Origin of the sequence: uncultured Aquabacterium sp. (genome assembly GCF_947366995.1) — a bacterium.
GTDB lineage: Bacteria > Pseudomonadota > Gammaproteobacteria > Burkholderiales > Burkholderiaceae_C > Aquabacterium.
In genome coordinates this window covers 14,985-36,394 of the sequence record NZ_CANBCC010000012.1, presented here as the reverse complement: position 1 = coordinate 36,394, position 21,410 = coordinate 14,985, and the positions used below count along the sequence as shown (strand labels likewise).

The 21,410-nt window shown below is 67.9% G+C and carries 20 protein-coding genes; 9 read left to right on the top strand and 11 right to left on the bottom strand.

Features of this window, described 5'->3' with window-relative positions; translation table 11 throughout:
* Nucleotides 1–74 precede the first annotated feature (74 nt).
* Nucleotides 75–1,445 (top strand): TAXI family TRAP transporter solute-binding subunit, encoded by a 1,371-nt coding sequence (locus Q0Z44_RS05490; RefSeq protein WP_298011136.1) that lies wholly within the window; start codon nucleotides 75–77, stop codon nucleotides 1,443–1,445.
* 6 nt (nucleotides 1,446–1,451) lie between these two features.
* On the opposite strand, the gene Q0Z44_RS05485 is transcribed toward Q0Z44_RS05490, so the two are convergent.
* From Q0Z44_RS05485 to Q0Z44_RS05470, 4 genes are all read right to left on the bottom strand, one after another.
* Nucleotides 1,452–2,732: a ubiquitin-like protein gene (locus Q0Z44_RS05485; RefSeq protein ID WP_298011135.1), complete on the bottom strand. Its 1,281-nt coding sequence runs from the start codon at nucleotides 2,730–2,732 to the stop codon at nucleotides 1,452–1,454.
* Between the two features lie 89 nt (nucleotides 2,733–2,821).
* Nucleotides 2,822–3,136: a 3'-5' exonuclease gene (locus Q0Z44_RS05480; RefSeq protein ID WP_298011134.1), complete on the bottom strand. Its 315-nt coding sequence runs from the start codon at nucleotides 3,134–3,136 to the stop codon at nucleotides 2,822–2,824.
* Entirely contained in the window at nucleotides 3,137–4,672 is a 1,536-nt protein-coding gene (locus Q0Z44_RS05475) for an NERD domain-containing protein (protein ID WP_298011133.1), read from the bottom strand.
* A 143-nt stretch (nucleotides 4,673–4,815) separates the two neighbouring features.
* Nucleotides 4,816–5,916 (bottom strand): 6-carboxytetrahydropterin synthase, encoded by a 1,101-nt coding sequence (locus Q0Z44_RS05470; protein WP_298011132.1) that lies wholly within the window; start codon nucleotides 5,914–5,916, stop codon nucleotides 4,816–4,818.
* 141 nt (nucleotides 5,917–6,057) lie between these two features.
* Between Q0Z44_RS05470 and Q0Z44_RS05465 the strand changes: the two genes are divergently transcribed.
* From Q0Z44_RS05465 to Q0Z44_RS05455, 3 genes are read left to right on the top strand one after another with little or no spacing between them, the layout of a single operon-like run.
* Entirely contained in the window at nucleotides 6,058–6,681 is a 624-nt protein-coding gene (locus Q0Z44_RS05465; RefSeq protein WP_298011131.1) for a class I SAM-dependent methyltransferase, read from the top strand.
* 9 nt (nucleotides 6,682–6,690) lie between these two features.
* Complete coding sequence (locus Q0Z44_RS05460) at nucleotides 6,691–7,611, top strand: phosphorothioated DNA-binding restriction endonuclease (protein WP_298011130.1); 921 nt, start codon at nucleotides 6,691–6,693, stop codon at nucleotides 7,609–7,611.
* On the top strand, nucleotides 7,608–8,378 hold the full coding sequence (locus Q0Z44_RS05455) for an HNH endonuclease (RefSeq protein WP_298011129.1): 771 nt from the start codon (nucleotides 7,608–7,610) through the stop codon (nucleotides 8,376–8,378). Before Q0Z44_RS05460 ends, Q0Z44_RS05455 begins: the two co-directional genes overlap by 4 nt.
* A gap of 5 nt (nucleotides 8,379–8,383) precedes the next feature.
* Here Q0Z44_RS05455 and Q0Z44_RS05450 read toward each other — a convergent pair whose 3' ends face one another.
* A complete protein-coding gene (locus Q0Z44_RS05450) occupies nucleotides 8,384–10,159 on the bottom strand; it encodes an EAL domain-containing protein (protein WP_298011128.1) in 1,776 nt (591 codons plus the stop codon).
* 201 nt (nucleotides 10,160–10,360) lie between these two features.
* On the opposite strand from Q0Z44_RS05450, the gene Q0Z44_RS05445 reads away from it, so the two are divergent.
* From Q0Z44_RS05445 to Q0Z44_RS05430, 4 genes are all read left to right on the top strand, one after another.
* A complete protein-coding gene (locus Q0Z44_RS05445) occupies nucleotides 10,361–11,344 on the top strand; it encodes a glycosyltransferase (RefSeq protein WP_298011127.1) in 984 nt (327 codons plus the stop codon).
* Nucleotides 11,345–11,357: 13 nt separating this feature from the next.
* Nucleotides 11,358–12,419 (top strand): radical SAM protein, encoded by a 1,062-nt coding sequence (locus tag Q0Z44_RS05440; protein ID WP_298011126.1) that lies wholly within the window; start codon nucleotides 11,358–11,360, stop codon nucleotides 12,417–12,419.
* Between the two features lie 67 nt (nucleotides 12,420–12,486).
* On the top strand, nucleotides 12,487–13,425 hold the full coding sequence (locus Q0Z44_RS05435; protein ID WP_298011163.1) for a class I SAM-dependent methyltransferase: 939 nt from the start codon (nucleotides 12,487–12,489) through the stop codon (nucleotides 13,423–13,425).
* A 125-nt stretch (nucleotides 13,426–13,550) separates the two neighbouring features.
* A complete protein-coding gene (locus tag Q0Z44_RS05430; protein WP_298011125.1) occupies nucleotides 13,551–14,060 on the top strand; it encodes a hypothetical protein in 510 nt (169 codons plus the stop codon).
* 3 nt (nucleotides 14,061–14,063) lie between these two features.
* Here the strand turns inward: Q0Z44_RS05430 and Q0Z44_RS05425 are convergent, their stop codons facing one another.
* Entirely contained in the window at nucleotides 14,064–14,528 is a 465-nt protein-coding gene (locus tag Q0Z44_RS05425) for an Lrp/AsnC family transcriptional regulator (RefSeq protein ID WP_342755639.1), read from the bottom strand.
* A gap of 143 nt (nucleotides 14,529–14,671) precedes the next feature.
* On the opposite strand from Q0Z44_RS05425, the gene leuA reads away from it, so the two are divergent.
* Nucleotides 14,672–16,333, top strand: a complete 1,662-nt coding sequence (gene leuA, locus Q0Z44_RS05420) for a 2-isopropylmalate synthase (protein WP_298011124.1) — start codon at nucleotides 14,672–14,674, stop codon at nucleotides 16,331–16,333.
* Nucleotides 16,334–16,337: 4 nt separating this feature from the next.
* Here the strand turns inward: leuA and Q0Z44_RS05415 are convergent, their stop codons facing one another.
* The 5 genes from Q0Z44_RS05415 to Q0Z44_RS05395 all read right to left on the bottom strand — a co-directional run bounded on the left by Q0Z44_RS05415 (nucleotide 16,338) and on the right by Q0Z44_RS05395 (nucleotide 21,394).
* Nucleotides 16,338–18,539 (bottom strand): hypothetical protein, encoded by a 2,202-nt coding sequence (locus Q0Z44_RS05415; RefSeq protein WP_298011123.1) that lies wholly within the window; start codon nucleotides 18,537–18,539, stop codon nucleotides 16,338–16,340.
* Between the two features lie 143 nt (nucleotides 18,540–18,682).
* A complete protein-coding gene (locus tag Q0Z44_RS05410) occupies nucleotides 18,683–19,132 on the bottom strand; it encodes a hypothetical protein (RefSeq protein ID WP_298011122.1) in 450 nt (149 codons plus the stop codon).
* Nucleotides 19,129–19,956, bottom strand: a complete 828-nt coding sequence (locus tag Q0Z44_RS05405) for an FAD:protein FMN transferase (RefSeq protein WP_298011121.1) — start codon at nucleotides 19,954–19,956, stop codon at nucleotides 19,129–19,131. Before Q0Z44_RS05405 ends, Q0Z44_RS05410 begins: the two co-directional genes overlap by 4 nt.
* Nucleotides 19,953–20,492, bottom strand: a complete 540-nt coding sequence (locus Q0Z44_RS05400; RefSeq protein ID WP_298011120.1) for an FMN-binding protein — start codon at nucleotides 20,490–20,492, stop codon at nucleotides 19,953–19,955. Before Q0Z44_RS05400 ends, Q0Z44_RS05405 begins: the two co-directional genes overlap by 4 nt.
* 11 nt (nucleotides 20,493–20,503) lie before the next feature.
* The gene (locus tag Q0Z44_RS05395; RefSeq protein WP_298011119.1) at nucleotides 20,504–21,394 is read right to left on the bottom strand and encodes a DUF6662 family protein; all 891 of its coding nucleotides are present in this window, start codon (nucleotides 21,392–21,394) and stop codon (nucleotides 20,504–20,506) included.
* Nucleotides 21,395–21,410 lie beyond the last annotated feature (16 nt).

Sequence of the window (21,410 nt, the reverse complement as noted above, 5' to 3'; positions counted from 1 at the left end):
TATATCGGCGGGGACGCCCACCGGCCGCGCGCTACCTAGAATGAGCAGCCCCCGATCTGCACGCACCACCGTCCATGGCCGACATCCGCCCCCCTGTGACCCAACGCCTGCGGCTCACCATCCGCCTGTGGGTGCTGTCCGTCCGCGACATGCTGGCCTCGGCGGGCCCGGTGATGCTGCTGGCCGGCGCGCTGCTGGCCGCCGCCTACTGGTGGCTGGATCCGCAACCGCCACGCACCGTCACGCTGGCCACCGGCCCGGCCGGCAGTGCCTACGCCGAGTTCGGCCAGCGCTATGCCCGTGCCCTCGAACGCGACGGCATCCACGTGCAGTTGCTCACCACCGAAGGCACGGCCGGCAACCTGCTGGCCCTGCGAGAGGGCCGCGCCGACGTGGCCTTTGTGCGCGGCGGCAGCGATGACACCGCAGCCGATGCAGACGCCGGGCTCATGTCCCTGGGGGCACTGTTCTACGAACCCGTGTGGTTGTTCTATCGCCCCGCGGCGCTGCAACGACCCGGCCGCCGCGGGCCGCCGCCCGCGTTCACCTCGCTGACCCAGCTGCGCGGCCTGCGCGTCAACATCGACCAAGCAGGCAGCGGTGTGCCCGAACTGGTGCGTCGCCTTCTGCAGGCCAACGGGCTCGACACCGGCGCGCTCACACAGCGCCAGTTCGCGCCCGAGGTGGCGGCCCAGGCACTGCTGTCCGGCAAGCTGGATGCGCTGGTGCTCGTCACCGCGCCCGAATCGCCGGTGGTGCAGCGCCTGTTGCAACAACCCGGCATCGCGCTGGCCGACCTGCCACAGGCCGATGCCCTGGCACGGCGCTTCCCCTTCCTGCAGACCGTCACGCTGCCGCGCGGCATGGTCGACCTCGCCCGCGACCTGCCCCGGCAGGACATCGGCCTGCTGGCCGCCACCACCGCGCTGCTGACCCGCGAAGACACCCACCCCGCGCTGCGCCAGCTGTTCGCGCAGACCGCGCAGCAGCTGCACGGCGGCGCCGGCTGGTTCAACCGCGCGCGCGACTTCCCCAACACCCGCACCAGCGAACTGCCCGTCAGCCCCGAAGGCGACCGCGCCATCAACGGCACCCCGCCGTTCTGGCAGCGCTTTCTGCCCTTCTGGGCCAGCAACCTGCTCGAACGCATGTGGCTGGTCATCGGCGGTCTGATCGTGCTGCTGCTGCCGCTGTCGCGCGTGGTACCGCCGCTCTACACCTACCGCGTGCGCCAGCGCGTGTTCCGCTGGTATGCGCGGCTGCGGGAGGTCGAAGCGCGCATGGAAGCGCAACCCGTCCCGGTTCAGGAACTGCTCGACGAGCTCGACGAACTCGACCGCGTGGCCAGCCAGATCAACATCCCCCTGGCCCATGCCGACGAGCTCTACACCCTGCGCAGCAACATCGAGAAGACCCGGCGCCGCCTGCTGAGCCACACGCACTGAGCGGGCTCAGAACGCCATCGAGGCCCCCAGCCGCACCGCCTGCGATCGGTACTGGTCGGCGCCGCCGGCCTGCACCCACTGCAATTGCGCCATCACGGCCGGCCCCACCTGCCAGCGCAGTCCGGCGGTCGCAGACCAGTTCTCGCGCGGCAGGCCCTGCACCACCAGCGTGGCATCGGTGCTGCCGTCGGTCGCGTCGGCGTAGCGCACCCCCTGCCTGAGGTCGCGCTGGTTCTGGCGCCCGTACTGCAGAGCCAGCGACGGCCGCAACACCCCGACAGCCACCGGCACATCGGTGAACAGCTGGATGCCGACCGAGGCCCCCTGGCTGCTGAAGCGGCTGCGCTCGTAGGCCACGGCCTGTGCAGAGCCCACCTCGGTGGCGGCCCCCAGCGTGGTCTCGGTGGCCATCAGCTTCACATTCGGCTGCCACCCCAACCGGCCCCAGAGGGCGGTCTGGCTGAACTGCACGGCGGCCACATTGACCCGGCCCGATCGCCGCGCCGTCTGCGTCACATCCGACACGCGCTCGCTCTTGAACGTCGACACGCCATGGCCCACCAGCACATCGATCTGCAGCTGACCGGGCACCCCGTGGCGCACGTACGCCATCCCTGTCGTCTGCCGGGCATCGAGCGCCGAGCCCTGCGCATCCGTGTCGACCCGGTCCAGCCCGAGGCCCACGGCCAGCCCCACGCGCCACGACCGGGCCCACGCCTGCACAGGGCGGTCCACGCCCCAGGTGAGGCCCTGTGTATGGAACGCCGGATCGCGTCCCTCACCGCGCGTGCGCCCATGCCCCGCGCTGCCGGCCATCCAGGTGCCCGATCCGCCCGCTGCTGCATCCAACCGCTGCCACACATGACCGAGCTGCGTCAGCGTGAAACGATGGCTCGCCTGGACCTGGGCGGCCAGCAGCTGACGGACCGACACGCTGTCGGTGAGCGGCGTGCGAGGCGCCACGCGCAACACCAGGTGCAGGGTCGACTCCTTCTGGATGTTGTAGTCCGCCAGCGTGCGCCCGTCCTCCAGCACCTTGCCGGCAAAGATCAGCCGCTGCTGATCAGGCGGGATGCCTTCCTTGTCCTGGATCTGCGCCTTGACGTTTTCGATCGTCTCGTTCGCCTCGACCTCCAGCGCAATCGTCTTGCCGGTGAGCGTCTTCACGAAGACCTGCATGGCCCACGCACCGGTCGAGGCCAGCGACAGGCAGAACGCCAACAACCCGGTGGCCCACATGGAACGGGCCGAAGGCCGGGAGCGGGCGGGTAGATCGCGTGTCGTCATGTGCAGTCCGGATTGATGGGCGAGGCGCGCGGGTCATCCACGTGCTCCGTGGGATATCGGCAGAAGGGCGATGTGACTGAAAGAGGCGGCTACGCTTCGGCCTCCATCGCCGACGCCACCCGATCCACCATCACCGAGCGCCCCGCTGCCGACAGGGTCAGCGTCTGCGTCGCCCGCGTCATCCCCACGTACAGCAGCCGCACCTCTTCCTCCAGGCTTTCGCCCTTGTAGGGCAGGGCCTGCAGACCCACCACGAACACGTGCGCAAACTCCAGCCCCTTGGCGCTGTGCAGCGTGATGAGCCGCACCGCCGGCTTGCGCCAGTTGAAGCGCCTGAAGCCCTCTTCGTTCATCGACTGCATCGGGACCCTGGCCGCGCGCAGGGCCCGCTCGATGGGGGCCATCTACTGCCGGGTGCGGCACAACACCACCACCTCGTCCGGTGCCACCCCCTCGGCCAGCAGACCCACGATGCGCTGCGCAATCAGCTCGGCCTCTTCCAGCGGTGAACGCGCCCGCACCAGCACCGGCGGCGGCCCAGAGCGGCCGGCCGAGGTGGGCGTCACCGTCGCGGTATCGCTCGTCTCGTCTTCCGAACGCAGCAAGGCATCCGCGCACCGCACCGCCAGATTCAGCACCTCACGCGTGTTGCGGTAGTTCAGCTTCAGCACCTGCGTGCGCCGCCCCTGCGCCTCGATGCCCACACCGGCAAACGTGAACCGGCTGCGCCGCTTCTTCTGGTAGATCGACTGGGCATCGTCGTACATCACCAGCAGGCTGCGCGTCAGCGGGTCGACCAGCTGCGTGCACAGGCGCAGCCACGACTCCTCGAAGTCGTGCGCCTCGTCCACCAGCAGCGCCAGGTACTGCCCCGAGGGCACCAGGCCCGTTTCGAGCGCCCGCTCTACCGCGCCCACCAGGGCCGCGTAGTAAGCGTTGTCGCGCGTCTTCACGCCGGGCACATTCACCTGGTAGGTGTCCACCATGTCCTGGCACCAGGCATGGAAGGTGCGCACCTGCACGCGCTCGTCCACGCCGCGCTCGCGCAGCACCGCCTCGATGCGCCCGGCCAGCGAGCGGTTGTAGCAAAGGATGAGGATGGGCTTGCCCGGCTGCGCCGCCGCCGCCAGCTGCTGCGCGCGGTAGATCAGGATCATGGTCTTGCCCGAGCCCGCAGGGCCGTGGATGACCCGGTGGCCCGCCCCCAGCGTGCGCGCAATCTGCTCCTGCTGCAGGTCCATCACCTGAAGCAGATCGGGCAGGTCCCCCGCCGATGACCCCGGCTCATCGACCGGCAGCAGCGAGGGCTGCGCCGACTGCATCCGGATCTCGGGGAACAGATGCCAGCGGATGCGGTCCCGTTGCGGCAGCGTCAGCGTGTAGGGGTAGTTCACCGTGAACATGCCCCACAGCCGCATCTGGAAGTCGCCCGGGTCCACGTCTTCTTCCAGGTCGTCGCGCAGCAGGGTCTTGAACTCGGGAAAGACCTCGTGGAAGTCTTCGCCGGCCGCCGCCTTCGTGATGCCCGAGAAGACCACGCCCCAGCCATACGGAAACAACAACTTGCCCTGAAACGGCCCATCCGCGTGCACAAGCTGCGGATCGGCCTGCATCAGGTTCACCAACTCCATCGTGTAGTCCCGCACCTGGCGCATGGGGCTACCGTCGGTCACGCGCCCGTGCGGCGTCTGCAACTCGACCTGATCGACATTCGCCTTGATCAGGGTCTGCCGCTTCCAGTCCTTCACCTCCAGCAGCAGCACACCCCAGCGCGGGCTGAGGATCACGAAGTCGGGCTGGCGGGCCTTGGGGCCGATGGGAATGTCGTGCCAGACGATGTAATCGTCTTCCAGGCAACGCTTGAGCTGATGCAGAACACGGCGCTCGCCGGTGTTGCAGCGCTTGTCGACGCGGGTCAGGCCTTGCGGAAAGATCGCCATGCTGAAAAGGGCTCGCGTGGATCAACAAACTCGAACAAACAAGATCAACGAGCTTAGAACACGGCACAGAACGCAGGTGGCCCGTTCAGCGGGTTCAACATGGTCCAAATGTCCGATGTCAAGCGCCAGGGCGGCTCACAACTTCAGACAGGCAACGCCGGGCCATCGCCGTCCATCAATGCGATGGCCCCACACCCACGGGTCTCATACATGTCGACACGGTCGATCTGCGGCAACGCCCGTCGCCCCTCTGCAAGAACCCAGCGTGCCAATGAGCCCGCATCGCAGTCTTCCAGCCCGGGCAGCTCGTGCAGAGGGTGGTGGTCCAGTGCCTTGAAGATGGGGTTGAAGCGCTCTTTCACGTCCCCAAAGTCCACCGTCCAGCCCAGCACCTGGTCCAGCGGCGCCGAGAGGTGCAGGCGCATCGTGTACGTGTGGCCATGGATGTGCGACAGCGGGTCATCGGCAGGCGCATTGCGCAGAAAGAGGGCGCTGTCGAGCGTCATCTCTTTCCAGATGCGGTAATCGTGGCCGTTGAAGTTGGCACCGCACGAGCCCGTCTCATACACCGTCACCCAGGACAGCTCCGGCAGCACCGCTTTCAGGCGCTGCCACAGCCAACCGGCGATAACCTCGCTGGTCGGGTTCTCCAGGCCTTCGATGGCGTTGAGGTACTTGTGATGGAGCTGGTAATGGAACGGCGCCCAGAGCGCGTCCAGGTGATCGTAGTCGATCGACAGGTCTCGGCCGCCTGCATCCTGGTTGGCATGGAGGATGACCTCGAAGCCGTGCCCGTGCAGGCGCCCGCACTTGTGCCCGAAAGGCACGTTCGGCAGCTTGTGGGCCGACTGAAAGCGGTAGCGTCGCCAGATGTGCGCGTGGTCGTTCGCATCTAGATCAACGCCCTGGTCCGAGGTCGACTGAATGCCGACCTGCTCCAGGCCAGGCACCGACACCTGCAGTTGATCTCGCACCCAGCGGGCCAGGTTCTCGTCCGTCGGCACCGGCAGCAGCTCGTTCAGATGCCGGTAGTCCAGTTGGGCGGTACAGGCGCCGAGCAAGCCGGCCAGTTCGCTCACATCCCCACCGGGCCAGGGCGCCCATCCCGGCTCCAGCGCGGCCCGCACCTTGGCGGTGAAGCTGTGCCCATGCAGGCGGCGTGCGGGGTGATCGGCATGCAGCACCGCCACCTGCCGGGCCGATTCGAAGGTCGAAGAGGCAGCGAAAAGCGTGGCGATGGACATGGTGGAGAGCCCGATTAAACCTTCGTCGGAAGGCGTATGAAACCCGTCAAGTATCCCTGCAAAGGGTATTCGGGCGGTGCATTGCCCTTGCCTAGAATGCGTGAAGGGAGGGGCGCGCACCGATGTGCGTGGCCGTGTTCGATGAGCCAGACCAGCCAGTACTACAACGACCACGCGACGACATTCTTTGAAGCGACCGTGGGGGTCGACATGGGGCCGCTGCACGCGCGGTTTCTGCACAACATCCCGGCAGGCGGGCACATTCTGGATGCGGGGTGTGGCTCGGGGCGTGATGCCCGGGCGTTCAAGGATCGGGGTTATCAGGTCACGGCGTTCGATGCCAGCCCCGAACTGGCACGCCTCGCAGCCGAACACAGCGGCCTGCAGGTCCAGGTCGCTCACTTTCTGAGCCTGTCGGACGCCGCTCAGCTGGGGCTGCCCGCTGGTACCCTGTTCGATGGCATATGGGCCTGCGCCAGCCTGCTGCATGTGGCCAGGCGTGATCAGCCAGAAGCGTGGTCTCGCCTGTGGCGACTGCTCAAGCCGGGCGGGTTCGTGTACGCCAGCTACAAACACCGCAACGCCGGTCAACCGATCGAACGCATGGACGCATTGGGCCGCCCCTTCACCGACTGCGACGAGGCGCTACTGCCCGAATGGCTGAAGCCCTTGCCCCATGTATCGAGTGTCGAGACCTGGCTCACGACCGATCAGCGTCCGGGCGGGGCGCAGACATGGTTGAATGCACTGGTGTGCCGAGCCTGAACGCTTCACATGAGCCTGAGCAGTCAAGACGTCCTCAAAGCCTTCGAGCGCATCCGCGTGTTCCAGCGCGGCTCGCAACGCGCCGTCCACAAGCCCTTGCTGATCCTGCTGGCCCTGGCCCGCATTGCGCAAGGACTTCCACGCACCATGCACTTTGGTGAGGTTGAAGGCACGCTGCGCCAGTTGTTGACCGAGTTCGGCCCCAGCAGCGCGCCCAAGACGCCGCACAACCCCTTCTGGCATCTGCAGACCGACGGTCTGTGGCGACTCGATGGCCCAAGCAGCCTGTTGAACCGGGCCCCCGCCGCCACGCCGAATCTGGCCGAAATGCGCGAACCGAGCGTGACGGCCGGCTTTGCCCCCGAGGTGGACGCTGCGCTGCGCCAGGACCCGGCTCTGCGCGCCCAACTGGCTCACCAGCTGCTCGACGCCCACTTCCCCGACACGCTGCACGGCGACATCCTTCAAGCGCTGGGGCTGGATCTCAGTGTGCCGGTGGAAGACGGCAGCACCTCACAACGCAAGATCGCGAGGCGCGACCCGGCCTTCCGGGAACGTGTGCTGCGCGCCTATGAGTACCGCTGCTGCGTGTGCGGCTTCGACCTGCGCATCGGCAACGTGTCGGCCGGGCTGGAGGCTGCGCACATCCAGTGGTTCCAGGCGCAAGGCCCCGACATCGAGCCCAACGGCCTGGCCCTGTGCGCGCTGCATCATAAGGTGTTCGACCTGGGCGCGTTCACCATCCTGCCCGACACCTACAGCCTGGTGTTCAGCCAGCACGCCGTGGCCGGTGAGGCGTCACGCAGCATGCTGCTGGGGTTCCATGGCGCGGGGATCATCCTGCCTCAGAGCAAGGACTACTACCCGAAAGCGGAGTTCTTGAAGTGGCATGAGGGGCAGGTGTTCAAGAGGCCGGGGAGAAGCTTGTGAGGAGGGACTGGACACGCGATGAGGTACTGGCTGCGCTGCATCTGTACACGCAACTGAGCTTTGGTCAGCTGCACAAAGGCAATGCCGACATCAAAGCCTTGGCCGCGAAGATGGGGCGCACACCGAGTTCTGTGGCCATGAAGCTCACCAACTTGGCAAGCCTGGACCCTCAGATCACCGCCAGTGGCCGCAAAGGTCTGCCAGGCGCCTCGTCGCTGGATCGCGCGGTGTGGAGCGACCTGAAAGGTGATTGGGACACCACAGCCATGGCCGCGCAAGACTGCTACGCGAGACTGATGGGCGATCTGTCAACAGCGGAGCAGAACGAGGAGCCGGAAGCCTGGACACACTTGGAGGGACGAACCCGAACGGCCCTGGTGCGCGTTCGAGCCAATCAACACCTGTTCAGGCGTGCGGTGCTGAACAGCTATCACGGCGCGTGCTGCATCAGCGGACTGTCTGAAGAACGCTTGCTAATAGCCAGCCACATCGTCCCCTGGAGCGAAGATCACAACAACCGCTTGAACCCACAGAACGGCTTGTGCTTGTCTGCACTGCATGACCGAGCGTTTGACCAAGGGTTGATCGCGGTATCGCCGGATTACCGCGTGCTGATTTCGCCGACGCTAAAAGCCGCCGCCAGAAATGCATTCATGGAGTCCAGCTTGTTTGCCTATGAAGGCATGACGATCGCCATGCCCGAGCGGTTTAAGCCAGATCCAGGGTTCTTGAAGTGGCATTGCGACCAGTTCGGCTTCCGCTATTGACCCCCTCACTGAATCAACACACCCACCCCATCCCGCTTGGCCGCCCGCTTGGCCTCTGCCGCCGCCGACGCCACCTGCTCCGCCCGCGTGAACTGCCCCCGTCGCACGCGCTTCACGCCGATCGACATCGTGGTGAGCGGAAAGAACCGCAGCTCGCCATGCCGGTCTTCCGCCTCGAAGCCGCCCGCGCGCAGGTCCGCCTCGTCGTACAGCGTCTGCACCGTGTCGTTGAACTGCGCCACGATGCCCTCGCAACGGTGCAGCCAGTCCTCGCTCTGGAACAGCACCACGAAGTCATCGCCGCCGACATGGCCCACAAAGTCGCGCCGCGGGTCGCAATGGGCCACCACGGCGCGCGCAGCCAGCTGGATCACCTCGTCCCCGCGCCAGTAGCCATACTGGTCATTGAAGGGCTTGAAGTTGTTCAGGTCCACATAGGCCGCCACGAACTCCACACCATGCGCCAGCAGGCGGTCCACGTGTTCGGTGATGGGGATGTTGCCCGGCAGGAAGGTGAGCGGGTTGGCATGCCGTGCGGCCTCCACCCGGATCTCGGTCACAGAGCGCACCAGCATGTCGCCAGTGCCCACGCCGATGTACCGGCCCTGCTCGGTCACGATGAAACCGTCGCGCAGGTAGCGCTGGTCTTCCGAGGTCAGCACGTCGGTCAGCTGCGCGATGCCGGTGTGCTTGTCCAGCACCAGCGGTGCGGTGTTGGCCACCACGATGCACGACTTGCGCCCGTACAGTTCCCTGAAGAAGGGCTTGCCGTACTGGTCCATGAAGTTGCTGCGGTGAATCAGCCCCACGGGCCGCTCCTCTTCCACGATGGCCAGGTTTTGCAACGTGGGGTCGGCGCGGAAGCAGCGCTCCACATCCAGGTGGGTGGCGCTCACGTCCAGCGCAGGCTGCCGCAGCGTGATGCGCTCGACCGTGAAGTCGCTGCGCACCGATCTCGGCCGGTGCGGCAACACGGCCACGCTGGCCCGCCCGAAATCGCGCTGGGCCTCCTCGGCCACCACGGCCACCGGCTCGGCAGCCGGCCGCCCGAAGAAGTAGCCCTGGCCCAGGTGGATGCCCAGGTCACGCGCCACGCGGGCATCGTCCACGGTCTCGAGGCCTTCGGCCACCAGCTGTGTGCCAAAGGTTTCGGCGATGCGGGCCAGCGCCTGCATGGTCTGCACCTTCTCCGCACGGTGTGACAGGCCGTTGGAAAAGTACTTGTCGATCTTGACGTAGTCCGGGTGCAGCTCGGACCACAGACGCAGGCTGGAGCGCCCGTCGCCGAAGTCGTCCAGCGCGATCTGGATGCCGTGCGAGCGCAGGTCGTTCACTGCGCCCACCAGCCGGCCGACGTCGGACACGCGTTCATGCTCGGTGATCTCGAGCACCAGCGCCGCCGCCGGCACGCCGAGCACCTGCATGGCGGCCAACCGCTCCTGCAAGGCGGTGTGCTGCAGGCAGCTCACCATGGCGTCGGCGCTGACATTGACGAACAGCTTGCCGCCCACCGCATGGGCAGACCAGCACTTCAGCGCCACGGCCACGCACGCGTTTTCCAGCCTCAGCGTCTGTCCTTCCTCGGCAGCGGCCTTGAACAGCGCATCCGCCTGCTGCAGCGGCGTGCCCACCGGCCCGCGCACCAGCGCCTCGTGTGCGAACACCACACCGTCTGCCAGCCGCACGATGGGCTGGAAGTGCGCGCGCAGTGAGCGGTCCGCCAGCAGCGACGCCACCACGCCGTGCTCATTGGCTGCGCAGCAGGCAGCGGGAGGGTTCATGAGCGCGCCGAAGGGGGACAACATCGTTTCTGCAAAAAAGGGACTACAGCGGGGCGCGATGGTGGAGCGGCCGTGTGTCGCGGTGATGACGACGCCGGCATGACACGCGCATGGCCCGTGTGGCTCATGCGGTGTGACACATCTGCTGCACGGCACACCGCTTGCCCACCTTGGCGACCCTGCGTTCACAAGGAGCCCTCGATGGACGACCGCCACGACCCCGCGCCCGCGCGCCCCCGCGTGAGCATCGTCGTGCTCACCCACAACCGTCCCACCGAGCTCGCGCGCATGCTTCAGCATCTGGCCGCGCTGCCCGAGCAGCCGCCCGTCATCGTGGTCGACAACGCCTCCAGCCCGGCAGTCGATCCCACCCGCATCCCCGGTTGGGGCCAGGCCCGGCTGGTGCTCTGCCCGCGCAACGAAGGCGCCGCTGGCCGCAACCGCGGCGTGGCCGAGGTCACCACGCCCTACGTGGCCTTCTGCGACGACGACACCTGGTGGGAGCCCGGCGCCCTCGCCACCGCCACCGCCGTGCTCGATGCCGACCCGCGCGTGGTCGCCCTGTCGGCCCGCGTGCTGGTGGGGCCCGACAACCGCTTCGACCCGGCCTGCGAGGCCATGGCCCGCAGCCCCGTCACGCCGCCGCCCGGGCCGCCCTTGCCTGGCCCCGCGCTGGTCAGCTTCATGGCCGGCGCGGTGGTGATGCGCACTGACGCGTTTCGCGCGGTGGGCGGCTACGAACCCCGCTTCTTCCTCGGCGCCGAAGAGGTGCTGATGGCGCTCGACCTCGCCGCCCGCGGCGGCTGGATCGCGTATGCGCCGCAGGTGGTCACGCACCACCACCCATCGGCCGCACGCGATGCGAGCCACCGGCGCCTCGTCACACTGCGCAACCGGCTGTGGATCCCTTGGCTGCGCCTGCCGTGGCGCTGGGCGCTCAGCGAGTCGCGCCAGATCCTGCGCGAGGCGCGGGCCGCCGGCCTCATCGGCGCGGTGCTGCGCGAGGCCCTGCGCGCGCTGCCCTGGGTGCTGGCCGAGCGCCGCCCCGTGCCGCCCGATGTGCTGCGGCGCTGGCTCGAGGTCTATCGCCCGCATGCGCTGCAGCCCGCGCCCGCCTGTCTGGACGACGAGCACGCCGTGTCGTCCACGCCGATGCCGCATCCCCTGAACAACCGCCCCCGCTGAGCAAGGAACCACGATGACGCTGACGATGACCCGGCCTGCGCACACCGCCACGCCCGACGTGCCGGCCGCCATCCCGCCCGGGCCCCCGCCGCCCGACTTCGCGCAGATCGAACCCATCGGCCGCTGCAATCTGGCCTGCCGCATGTGCACCGTCAACGACCGCGGTGACGTGGTGACCGAGATGCCGCTGGCGCAGTTCACCGCCATCCTCGACCAGCTGCCCACGCTCAAGCGCCTGCACCTGCAGGGCCTGGGCGAGCCCATGCTGCACCCCCAGTTCTTCGACATGGTCGAGCTGGCGGCCCAGCGCGGCATCGAGGTCTCCACCAACTCCAACCTCACGCTGCTTACCGAGGCCCGCGCCTGGCGCTGCGTGACCAGCGGGCTGGCTTCGCTGTCGGTCTCGCTCGATGGCGCCACCGCGCCGGTGTACGAGGCCGTTCGCCGCGGCGCTTCGTTCGACAAGGTAATGCGCAACCTCGACCGCCTGGTGGCCGCCCGCAACGCCACGGCCAGCCCGCTGCACGTGCGGGGCGTGATGGTGCTGATGCGCGCCAACCTGCCCGAACTGCCGGCCTTGATCCGCCTGCTGCATGGCCACGGCGTGCGCGAGCTGTTGGTGCAGCGCCTCTCGAGCGACCTGACCCAGCCCGATCTGCCCGCCCGCTACATTCCCATCCGCCAGTACTGCGACACCGCCGAGCTCACGCCCGACGACCTGCCGCGCGCTGACGCCGTGTTCGCGCAAGCCCGGGCGCTCGCCGCCTCGCTCGGCTTCACGCTCCACCTGCCGCGGCTCACGCCTCCGCCCGCACAGCCCAACGGGCCGAAGTGCAACTGGCCCTCCGAGCAGCTCTACCTCACCGCAGCCGGCGAGATGCTGCCGTGCTGCATGGTGGCCACCGCCGACCGCGCCACGCTGGGCAATGTGTTCGGCACACCTGCGGGCCCCGGCGCGCCCGATGTGCCCGGTGTGTGGGCCGGCCCGGTGGCCACCGCCTTCCGCACTGCGCTGGCCAGCGACACGCCGCCCGCCGTGTGCCAGTCGTGCGCGCTGTACCGCGGCACCTTCTAGCCCGCCACGCGATGCGAGGACAATCGGCGGCTTCCTGTGCCGCCCTTGCTTCGCCGTGCCCACCCCTCTGCAGCCCCTGCTTGACGCCATCGCCGCCCTGCCGGCCACCCCCACCGAGGCCCAGCGCCTGTTCCACGGCCGCGGCGGCGCCCACCCCGGGTGCGAACAGTGGGCGCTCGACGCCTACCCGCCGGTCTTCCTGCTGACCAGCTACCAGCCCGCCACCGACGACGAACTGGCCACGCTGCAGGCCGCGCTGGCCGCACGCTGGGCCGCCATCGCCCCGGGCGAGCCGCTCAACCTGGTCTTCCAGCACCGCGACGAGGTGCGCGCCGACACGCGCCTGCTGTGCGGCACGGTGCCCGATCCCCACGTGGTGACGGAGCAGGGCGCGCGCTTCAAGGTGCACCTGCTGCGCGCCATGAACCACGGTCTCTTCCTCGACATGGCAGAGGGCCGCCGCTGGGTGCGCGAGCACGTGGCCCAGGCGGTCGCCACCCGGCCGCGCTTCAAGGTGCTCAACCTGTTTGCCTACACGTGTGCGTTCTCGGTGGTGGCGCTGCAGGCGGGCGCGGCGCAGGTGGTCAACGTCGACATGGCCGCCGGGGCGCTCAACACCGGCAAGCAGAACCACCAGCTCAACGGGCTGGGCAAGGACGCGAGCTTTCTGCCGCACGACATCTTCAGCTCGTGGGGCAAGATCGGCCGCGGGGGCCCGTACGACCTCATCGTGCTCGACCCGCCCACCTACCAGAAGGGCAGCTTCGTGGCCGAAAAGGACTACGCCCGCCTGGTGCGCCGCCTGCCCGATCTGCTGATGCCGGGGGGCCACGCCATGCTGTGCCTGAACTCGCCCAAGCTGGGCCCCGCGTTTCTGCAGGACCTCGTGGCCGCCGAGGCACCCGAGCTGATCTTCGAGGGCCGGCTGCCGAATCCGCCCGCTTTCGTGGACGTGGCGCCCGACCGGGCACTGAAAGTGCTCCTCTATCGCAGCCCCACAGCGTAGCCCAAGCCGGCCGGTTCGTGACAAAAAGCCCTGCGCGGCCACTGACGCAAATTAGTTGCAGCGCCGCGGCCCCGGTTTGGGCATGATGGAAGCGGGTTTCCTGAGCAGCAGACAAGGAAGGCGCCATGATCCGGTTCAGCAATGTTTCGACGGACAGTGATCAACCCATCGCCCCGGCCCGGTTGTACGAAGGGCACTGGCGGCATCAGCTTCATCCCTACGGGGACGAGTTGCTGTGCCGGGTGGTCTTCGACATCGCGGAGCCCCGCGTGGTCGCGGCCCAGGTGATCGAGCACAGCCTGCCCGAAGACCTCGGCATGACGGCCCTGGAAGACCTGACCACCCGCCTGGTCGAGGCCGAGGTGCACCGCCAGCCCGCCGCCTGGGGCCTCGCCCCGTGCGACACCATGCCCACCTGGGCCACGCCCACCTTCAGCGAAAGCCAGATCGACGAATTGCAGCGTCTGGAGGGCTACCTCATCGAGGCCTCGGAAGAGACCATCGACGACATCCTCGAGCTGCGCGACGAGTTCCTGCGGGCCATCGGCATGACGCCGCACGACGCCTGCAAGGCCCTGCGCGAAGCCAAGAACGCGCACGGCCCGCGCAAGAACGGGCGTTATCTGGTGAGTTGACGCTCACACCGGCAGCGCCGTGCGGTCGACCACGCGGCGCAGCACGAAACTGGTGTGCACCCCGGTCACGCCCTCGATGCGCGTGATCTGGTTGAGCAGCAGGTGCTGGTACGCGTCCATGTCGCGCACCACCACCTTGAGCTGGTAATCCGCCTGCTGCCCTGTGATCAGCAGGCACTCCAGCACCTCCGGGATGTCTCGGATCACCGCCTCGAGCGACTGGAATCGCTCGGGCGTGTGCTTGTCCATCGAGATCCCGATGAGCGCCATCAGCGTCAGGCCCAGCTTGCGCGCATCCACCATGGCGCGGTAGCCGGTGATCAGCCCGGCTTCCTCCAGCATCCGCACCCGCCGCAGGCAGGGCGACGGCGACAGGCCGATGCGCTCGGCCAGGTCCTGGTTGCTGATGCGCCCTTCCGTCTGCAGGATGGCGAGGATCTGCCGGTCGTGGCGGGTCAGTTCGGTGATCATGCCGTTTCTCCGTTTGATGGCGCAATTTTCTGCCAAAACCAGGGCGAAGAGGGCACGAAATAGGCAGCCTATTCCAAGGCAGGCCACATAAGATTCTTCCCATCGACGAACGCCCCTCGCATCAGAACAAAGGCCCCGCCATGCTCGCCCACCCGCAGACCAAGTACACCCCGTTCAAGCCCGTCGGCTTGACCGACCGCACCTGGCCGAACCAGGTCATCAGCAAACCGCCGATCTGGATGAGCACCGACCTGCGCGACGGCAACCAGTCGCTCTTCGAGCCGATGAACGGCGAGAAGAAGCTGCGCATGTTCCAGACCTTGTGCGCCATCGGCCTCAAGGAGATCGAGGTGGCCTTCCCCTCGGCCTCGGACACCGATTTCAACTTCGTGCGCAAGCTCATCGAAGAGCAGCTCATCCCGGAAGACGTCACCATTGAGGTGTTGACCCAGGCGCGCGAGCACCTGATCCGCCGCACGATGGAATCGGTGCGCGGCGCGAAGAAGGCCATCGTCCACGTCTACAACGCCACCTCCAAGCCCTTCCGCGACATCGTGTTCAACATGACGCGCGACGAGGTGCGCGAGATGGCCGTGGTCGGCGTGAAGCTGGTGCGCGAGATCGCGGCCACCATGCCCGAGACCGAGATCCAGCTCGAGTACAGCCCCGAAACCTTCACCGGCACCGAACTCGACTTCGCCCTCGAAGTGTGTGACGCCGTGACCGAGGCCTGGGGCGCCACACCGGCTCGCAAGGTGATCCTCAACCTGCCGACCACGGTGGAGCTCACCACGCCCAACGTGTACGCCGACCAGATCGAGTGGATGCACCGCCACCTGGCCCGCCGCGACAGCGTGATCCTGAGCCTGCACCCGCACAACGACCGCGGCACCGCCGTGGCCGCCGCCGAACTCGGCCTGATGGCCGGCGCCGATCGCGTCGAAGGTTGCCTCTTCGGCAATGGCGAGCGCACCGGCAACGTCGACCTCGTGACCCTCGCCCTGAACCTCTACACCCAGGGCGTGCACCCGGGGCTGGATTTCTCCGACATCCAGTCCGTGGTGCGCACCGCCGAGCACTGTACCCAGCTGCCCGTTCACCCACGGCACCCTTACGCGGGTGACCTGGTCTTCACAGCCTTCTCGGGGTCCCACCAGGACGCGATCAAGAAGGGGTTCGCCGCTCAAAAGGCTGGCGCGTTGTGGAACGTTCCTTACCTCCCGATTGACCCGGCCGACCTCGGGCGCAGCTACGACTCGGTGATCCGCGTCAACAGCCAATCGGGCAAGGGTGGGGTGGCCTATTTGCTGGAAACCGACCACGGCGTGGTGATGTCGCGCCGCATGCAGATCGAGTTCTCGGCCGTGGTGCAGGAGGTCGCCGACCAGCAGGGTGGCGAGCTGAGCTCGGCCGACATCTGGCAGCTCTTTGGCCGGACCTACCTCGGTGAAGGCACGCACCCGGTGCGCTACATCGGCCACCGCGTGGCCGAGCAGGATGGCGGCGAGACCATCGAGCTGACCGTGCAGATCGACGGTCAGGAACGGCGCCTGACCGGCCACGGCAACGGCCCGATCCACGCGGCGGTGCAGGCCTTCAAGTCGGCCGGCATCGACGTGGAGGTGCACGGCTTCGAGGAACGCGCCATGGCCTCGGCCCACGACGACGGCAGCGCCCGCGCCTGCGCGATCATCGAAGTGGGAGTGGGTGGCCGCTCGACCTTCGGGGCCGGCGTGGACGCCAACACCACCAAGGCGTCGATCCAGGCGCTGTGCAACGGGGTGGGGCGCGCACGGCGCTGATCAATCAGGCCTTGGGCGCCGACGCCGCCGGGGCGCTCAGAGGCTGCAGCAGCTCGTGCACCTTCTCGGGCGCGGTGGCATAGGCAGTGATCCAGCCGAGCACCAGCAGCGCCAGCACGATCCAGGGCCAGCGGCTCTTCTTGTCGGCATACGGGTCCATCAGCGCGCGGTCGGCACCGTCGGGCAGACGGGCCGTCTGCGTCAGCGCTGTGCCGAATGCGATGTTGATGCGCGCACGGGTGTTGATGGCCCAGCCGTTGGCATCCAGGATGGGGCCCAGGTTGCGGTTGCGCAGCTTGAAGTAGGCCATGGCCATGGCCGGACCCGAAATCAGCAGCACCAGGCCCAGCAGCGCCAGCGGCATCTGCCAGGGCTTGAGGCCGATGAAGCCCGTGACCACCGAAGCCAGCGCCGTGCCGATGGCACCCACCGCCAGGCCCAGGGCCGCAAAGATGCCGGCGAACTTGGCCACATCGAAGGCCGCGGGCGGCTGGTTGGGTGCTGGCGCAGCCGCGGGCACGGTGGTGACCTTGTCACCGGCCTTGATCACGGATTGCGTGGCCAGGTCATCGGCGGCCTTGGCCTTGGCGGCCGCGAACTTCTGAGCCTGCTCGGCAATCAGGCGCACCACCTTCTTGTAGGGAGACCAGAAGGCCTGGCGGATGCTGATCGGGTGGTCCACGATCTTGGTGATGGTGGCATCCCAGTCGCGGCCCTCGCGGTCGTAGAACACGCCGTTGCGGCCGACCATGAGCTGGTCCGAATCGCCTGCCGTGACGGCCGCGGCAATGCTGACCTTCTGGCCCGCACGGGTGCAGTCCACATAGACCAGGTAGACGCCCGACAACGTGGCCAGCGCAGCATGTCGGGCCGGGTCGAGCACCTTCACGCACAGGTCGCAGCTGCGGCCGTCGATGTAGAGCGTGCCGGCCTGGAAGCTGGCCTTGTCGCGCCGGGTGTAGAAGTCGGTGAAGGACACGAAGTTGTTGGCCAGGCGGGCCAGGTCGCGCACGTAGCGCACCAGGCGCTCCACATCGGCGATCAGCGCGGCCTGCTCGGCGGCGGCCTCGTCCTGATCCAGCAGGGCGCTGAGGCGAGCGTGCACGTCACCGGCCACGAGCGCGGCCAGGGCGTCGGCATCGACGGCTTCCAGCGCGGTGGCCGGCTTGGCGGCCAGCCAGGCTTCGCGCGGCGCAAACCGGGCCTTGAGTTGCGCCCAGTCGGCTTCGCTCAGTTCGGTGCGGGCACCCAGCAGCGGGACCACCACGTGGTCATGCATGGCGGCCACAGCATCCGCCCAGGCGGGGTTCAGGCCACCGGCCAGCGGCACGGTGGCACCGCTTTGCACGTAGGCCAGGGGCAGGGCCGCCACGTCGGCGTCGCTGGCGCCAGCCAGCACCTGGGTGCCAATGCGCTTGAGGTCGTCTTCGCTGCCATTGAGCAGGCCACCGGCGCGTGGGTCGAAGGCCGCCAGGCGGCAGCGCATGAAGAAGTCGTCGACCTTGGCGCGCACAGCCTGCAGCGCGGCCAGCGCGGCTTCGGTGTCGGCGCCCAGGGGCTGCAGTTCGGCCTTGGCCACGGGCTCGGCACGCCAGGCGACCAGCGCACGGGCTTCGTCGAAGAAGCGGGTGAGGGCGTCGCGGTCGATGCCGGCCTCGCCACTGCGGTCGGGCTTGCTGCCCACTTGCGCCACGATGGTGCCGATGGCGGCGGCCAGCGTCTCGTCCTGCCCGGCGGCTGTCACCACACCATCGCCGTTGAAGGCCATGCCGCCATAGATGCGGGCCACGTCGGCACAGTCGTCCACGGTCAGGGTGGTCGCGTCGGCCTTGCCGAGGCTGGCCAGGATGCCGCGCGCCGAGGCCAGCAGCTTGCGGCCGTCATCGTGGCTGTCGTCGATGTCGTTCAGCTTCAGCGCACCGCCCTGAACCAGCGTGTCGGCCGACTTCAGGCGGGTGGCAGCCCAGTCGATGGCGCCGATCAGTTCGGGCGCGCGCACGTGCCCGTCGTGGTCTGCGTCGATGAGCGCCAGCGTGCGTGGGTCGAACTCGACGCCCTGGGTCGGGCACGACAGCGCCACCCACAGCTTCTGGTCGAGCTGGGCCAGGTTCAGAAGGTCGGCACCGGTGTCCAGGCGGACTTGGTCGAAGCCGCCGGCACGAAAGAAACGCCAGCGGTGCAGGGTGGTCTTGGAGGGCAACAGCATGTAAGTCAGCCTACCATGGGCCCCGGAGGGTCGACACCCTGTGGCGGCCGCCCGGACGGGGGTGGCAGATCAGCCAGCGTGGCAAGGCGAGCACCAGGGCCCCCGGAAGGCGCACCGCCGATCATGGCCGCGGACGATCCGGCTCAGCGCGTGAACGCCATCTTCGCCAGGTAGTGACGGCCGACGACGAGGTGCAGGGGAAAGGCCGCCACCGCCGCCAGCCCGATCGCCCAGTGCACGAGCACGGTGGTGTCGCGCGCTTCCTCGCTCCCGTAGTACAGCAGCAGGCCCGTCGCCATGAGCACCACCATCACGGCCAGCATCAGCACGCCGGTGGCCCGGTTGCGCCGGGCGTTCCAGGCACCCCGCACATGGCCGGGCAACACCGATCCCAGCACCACCAGCGCGAGCGCCGAACTCACACCGTGCCAGACCAGCATGCTGTGGGCCGACACCTCGCCCAGATCCAGGCCAACCTCACGCTTCAGCAAAAAGCCGAGCCCCGACACGGCGCACACGGTGAAGACAAGGTGGGCGGACAGTCGCTGCCAGCGGGGCAGCAAGCCGATGCGGCTGCGTTTGGAATGGCTCATGTCAGACAGGGAACAGGTGACAGCACGACCCACTGCGCGCCGTAGGCGGCGAGGCAGGGATGGCCCGCCTCGCCCGCCACGGCCAGTACCTTGGTGAGTGCATCGGCCACAGCGCAGCGCGGCGCGACGACGGTGTAGCTCTGGCGCGTGCGCACGGCCGCACCGGTACGCGGATCGACAAGGGCCGAGACTTCGTCCCCGTCCACGCTGCAGCGCGAGTAATATGTGGCCGACGTGGCACATGCCCCGTCGCGCAGCGTGCCGGCGTGGCGCAGTTGCTCGGGCTCGGCCGGGTCACGCAGCCAGATGTCTTCCTCGGCCTCGCCGAACACACGCAGGTCACCGCCCGCATTCACCACGCCTCCCTTCACACCCGCCGTCTGCAGCGCCGTCACGGCCTGGTCCACCGCGTAGCCCTTGGCGATGCCGCCCAGGTCGATGCACAACGGGGCGCGCGTGCGCACACGGTGGCCTGCCAGAAGTTCGAGGCTGGCGATGGAAGACGCCGACACCGCAGCGACCGCGGATGGCAGCATGCCCCAGCGGGCCAGGTGTGGTGCCACACCACAATCGAACAGCCCGCCCGACGCACGGTGCACCTCGCAAGCGAGGCTCAGCACCTCGTGGGTCCACGGGTCGACCTCGATCGTCTCGCCCGGGTGCAGGCGGTTGATGCGGCTCACGTCCGAATCGGCATCGAACACCGACATGCAGCGCCGCACCCGCTCGATGTGCGCGAAAGCCGCGGACAGCGCCACGTCAGAGGCCCCCTCGCCCAACCGGATCTCGACGTAGGTGCCAAGGTAAGGCCGGCAGGCCTTCACTTCAGACCCTTGAGCACCAGATCGTGCATGACGATCAGGCGCTTGACGCCATCGGTCAGGTGCTTGCACGACAGCGTCGCGCCCGAGATGTTCTGGATGTCCTTGTTGAGCTTCAGGGTCGACGCACCGGTCTTGCCGACGAACTGGTTGCGCCAGCTGGCCTCGCCCACCTCGTAGCCGTAGGACTCGACGTACTCCATGATCTCGATGCCCTTGATGGTGCCGTCGGCGTGGATGGCCAGCGCGTACTTCACCATCTCGTGCTTGCCCACCACCTCGTCGACGATGAACCAGTCGCCCTTGGCCGTGCGCCACACGCGCTCGCCGCGGAAGGGTTCGCGCACCGACGACAGCTCGCGCATGCGTTCACGCTGCGCTTCGGTCAGCGCGATCGGGGTCTGCACCAGCTTCTCGCCGGGATACAGACGCTTCTGCGTGTCCTCCACGCTCACGTAGATCTTGGCGTGCGCGATGGCGGGTGCCATGATCGCTGCCACGGGGATCAGCGCCAGCGTGGCGGCCGGTTTCCATTGCATGATGGCCCTCCTCAGAACGGCATGCCGAACTTGACGATGAACTCGTTGCGAGTGTGGCTGTCCCACACGCGACGGCCTGAACACTCGCCGTCGTTCGGCGCCCAGCACTTGCCGCCGGTCGGCTGGTAGCGCCACGCGGCCGTGACCCACCAGTCCTTCTGCGCGTAATGCACGTTCGGGCCGACGAACCAGGCGCGCTGCGTGTGCGTCTGGTAACGGTAGCCGTAGTAGTCGTTGTGATAGCGGGCTTCCATGCCTGCCGTCCAGTTGTTCGCGAAGCGGTAGGTGGCGCCGAACAGCAGGTCGAACATGCTCTCGGGGCCGGTCTCGCCGTCGACGAACTTGATCTTCTCGACCGCGGCCACGAGGTTGGTGGCCAGCACCAGCTTGTCATCCAGGAAGTTCGATTGCAGCAGCAGGCGGGCTTCGAACTCGTCCTTGACGGTGCCCAGCGTGACCTCGCCATACAGGCCCACGCCCACCGGGTCGATCACCGGGTTGGTCAGGCGGTAGATGCCCTCAAGCGACACGCCCTCGACACGCCACTTGCGATAGCGCCCTTCACCCGGATAGGCCACACCCCAGCCACCGGTCTCGCCGTTGGGGAACTCGTCCGTGGCCGGGTAGTTGCGGTAGGCGTTGGTGTAGCTGGTGTTGAGGTAGCCAGCAAGCTGGAAGTTTTCGTTGACCCCGTATTCGACCTCGGTGCGCGCCTGCCAGAAGTCGTAAGTGCCGCCCGCCTGGCCACGGTTGTACTGCAGGCGTTGCTCGAACTCCCACGTGCCCTTGGGCTGCAGGTCGAGGGTGTAAAGCCAGCCGAATGTGCCTTCGCCGGCGTGAAGCGAGCCCATGGAGGCCAGCAGTGTGAAGGCGCACGCGGCCTTCTGAATGGAACGGTGCATCGAGACTCCCTGTTTT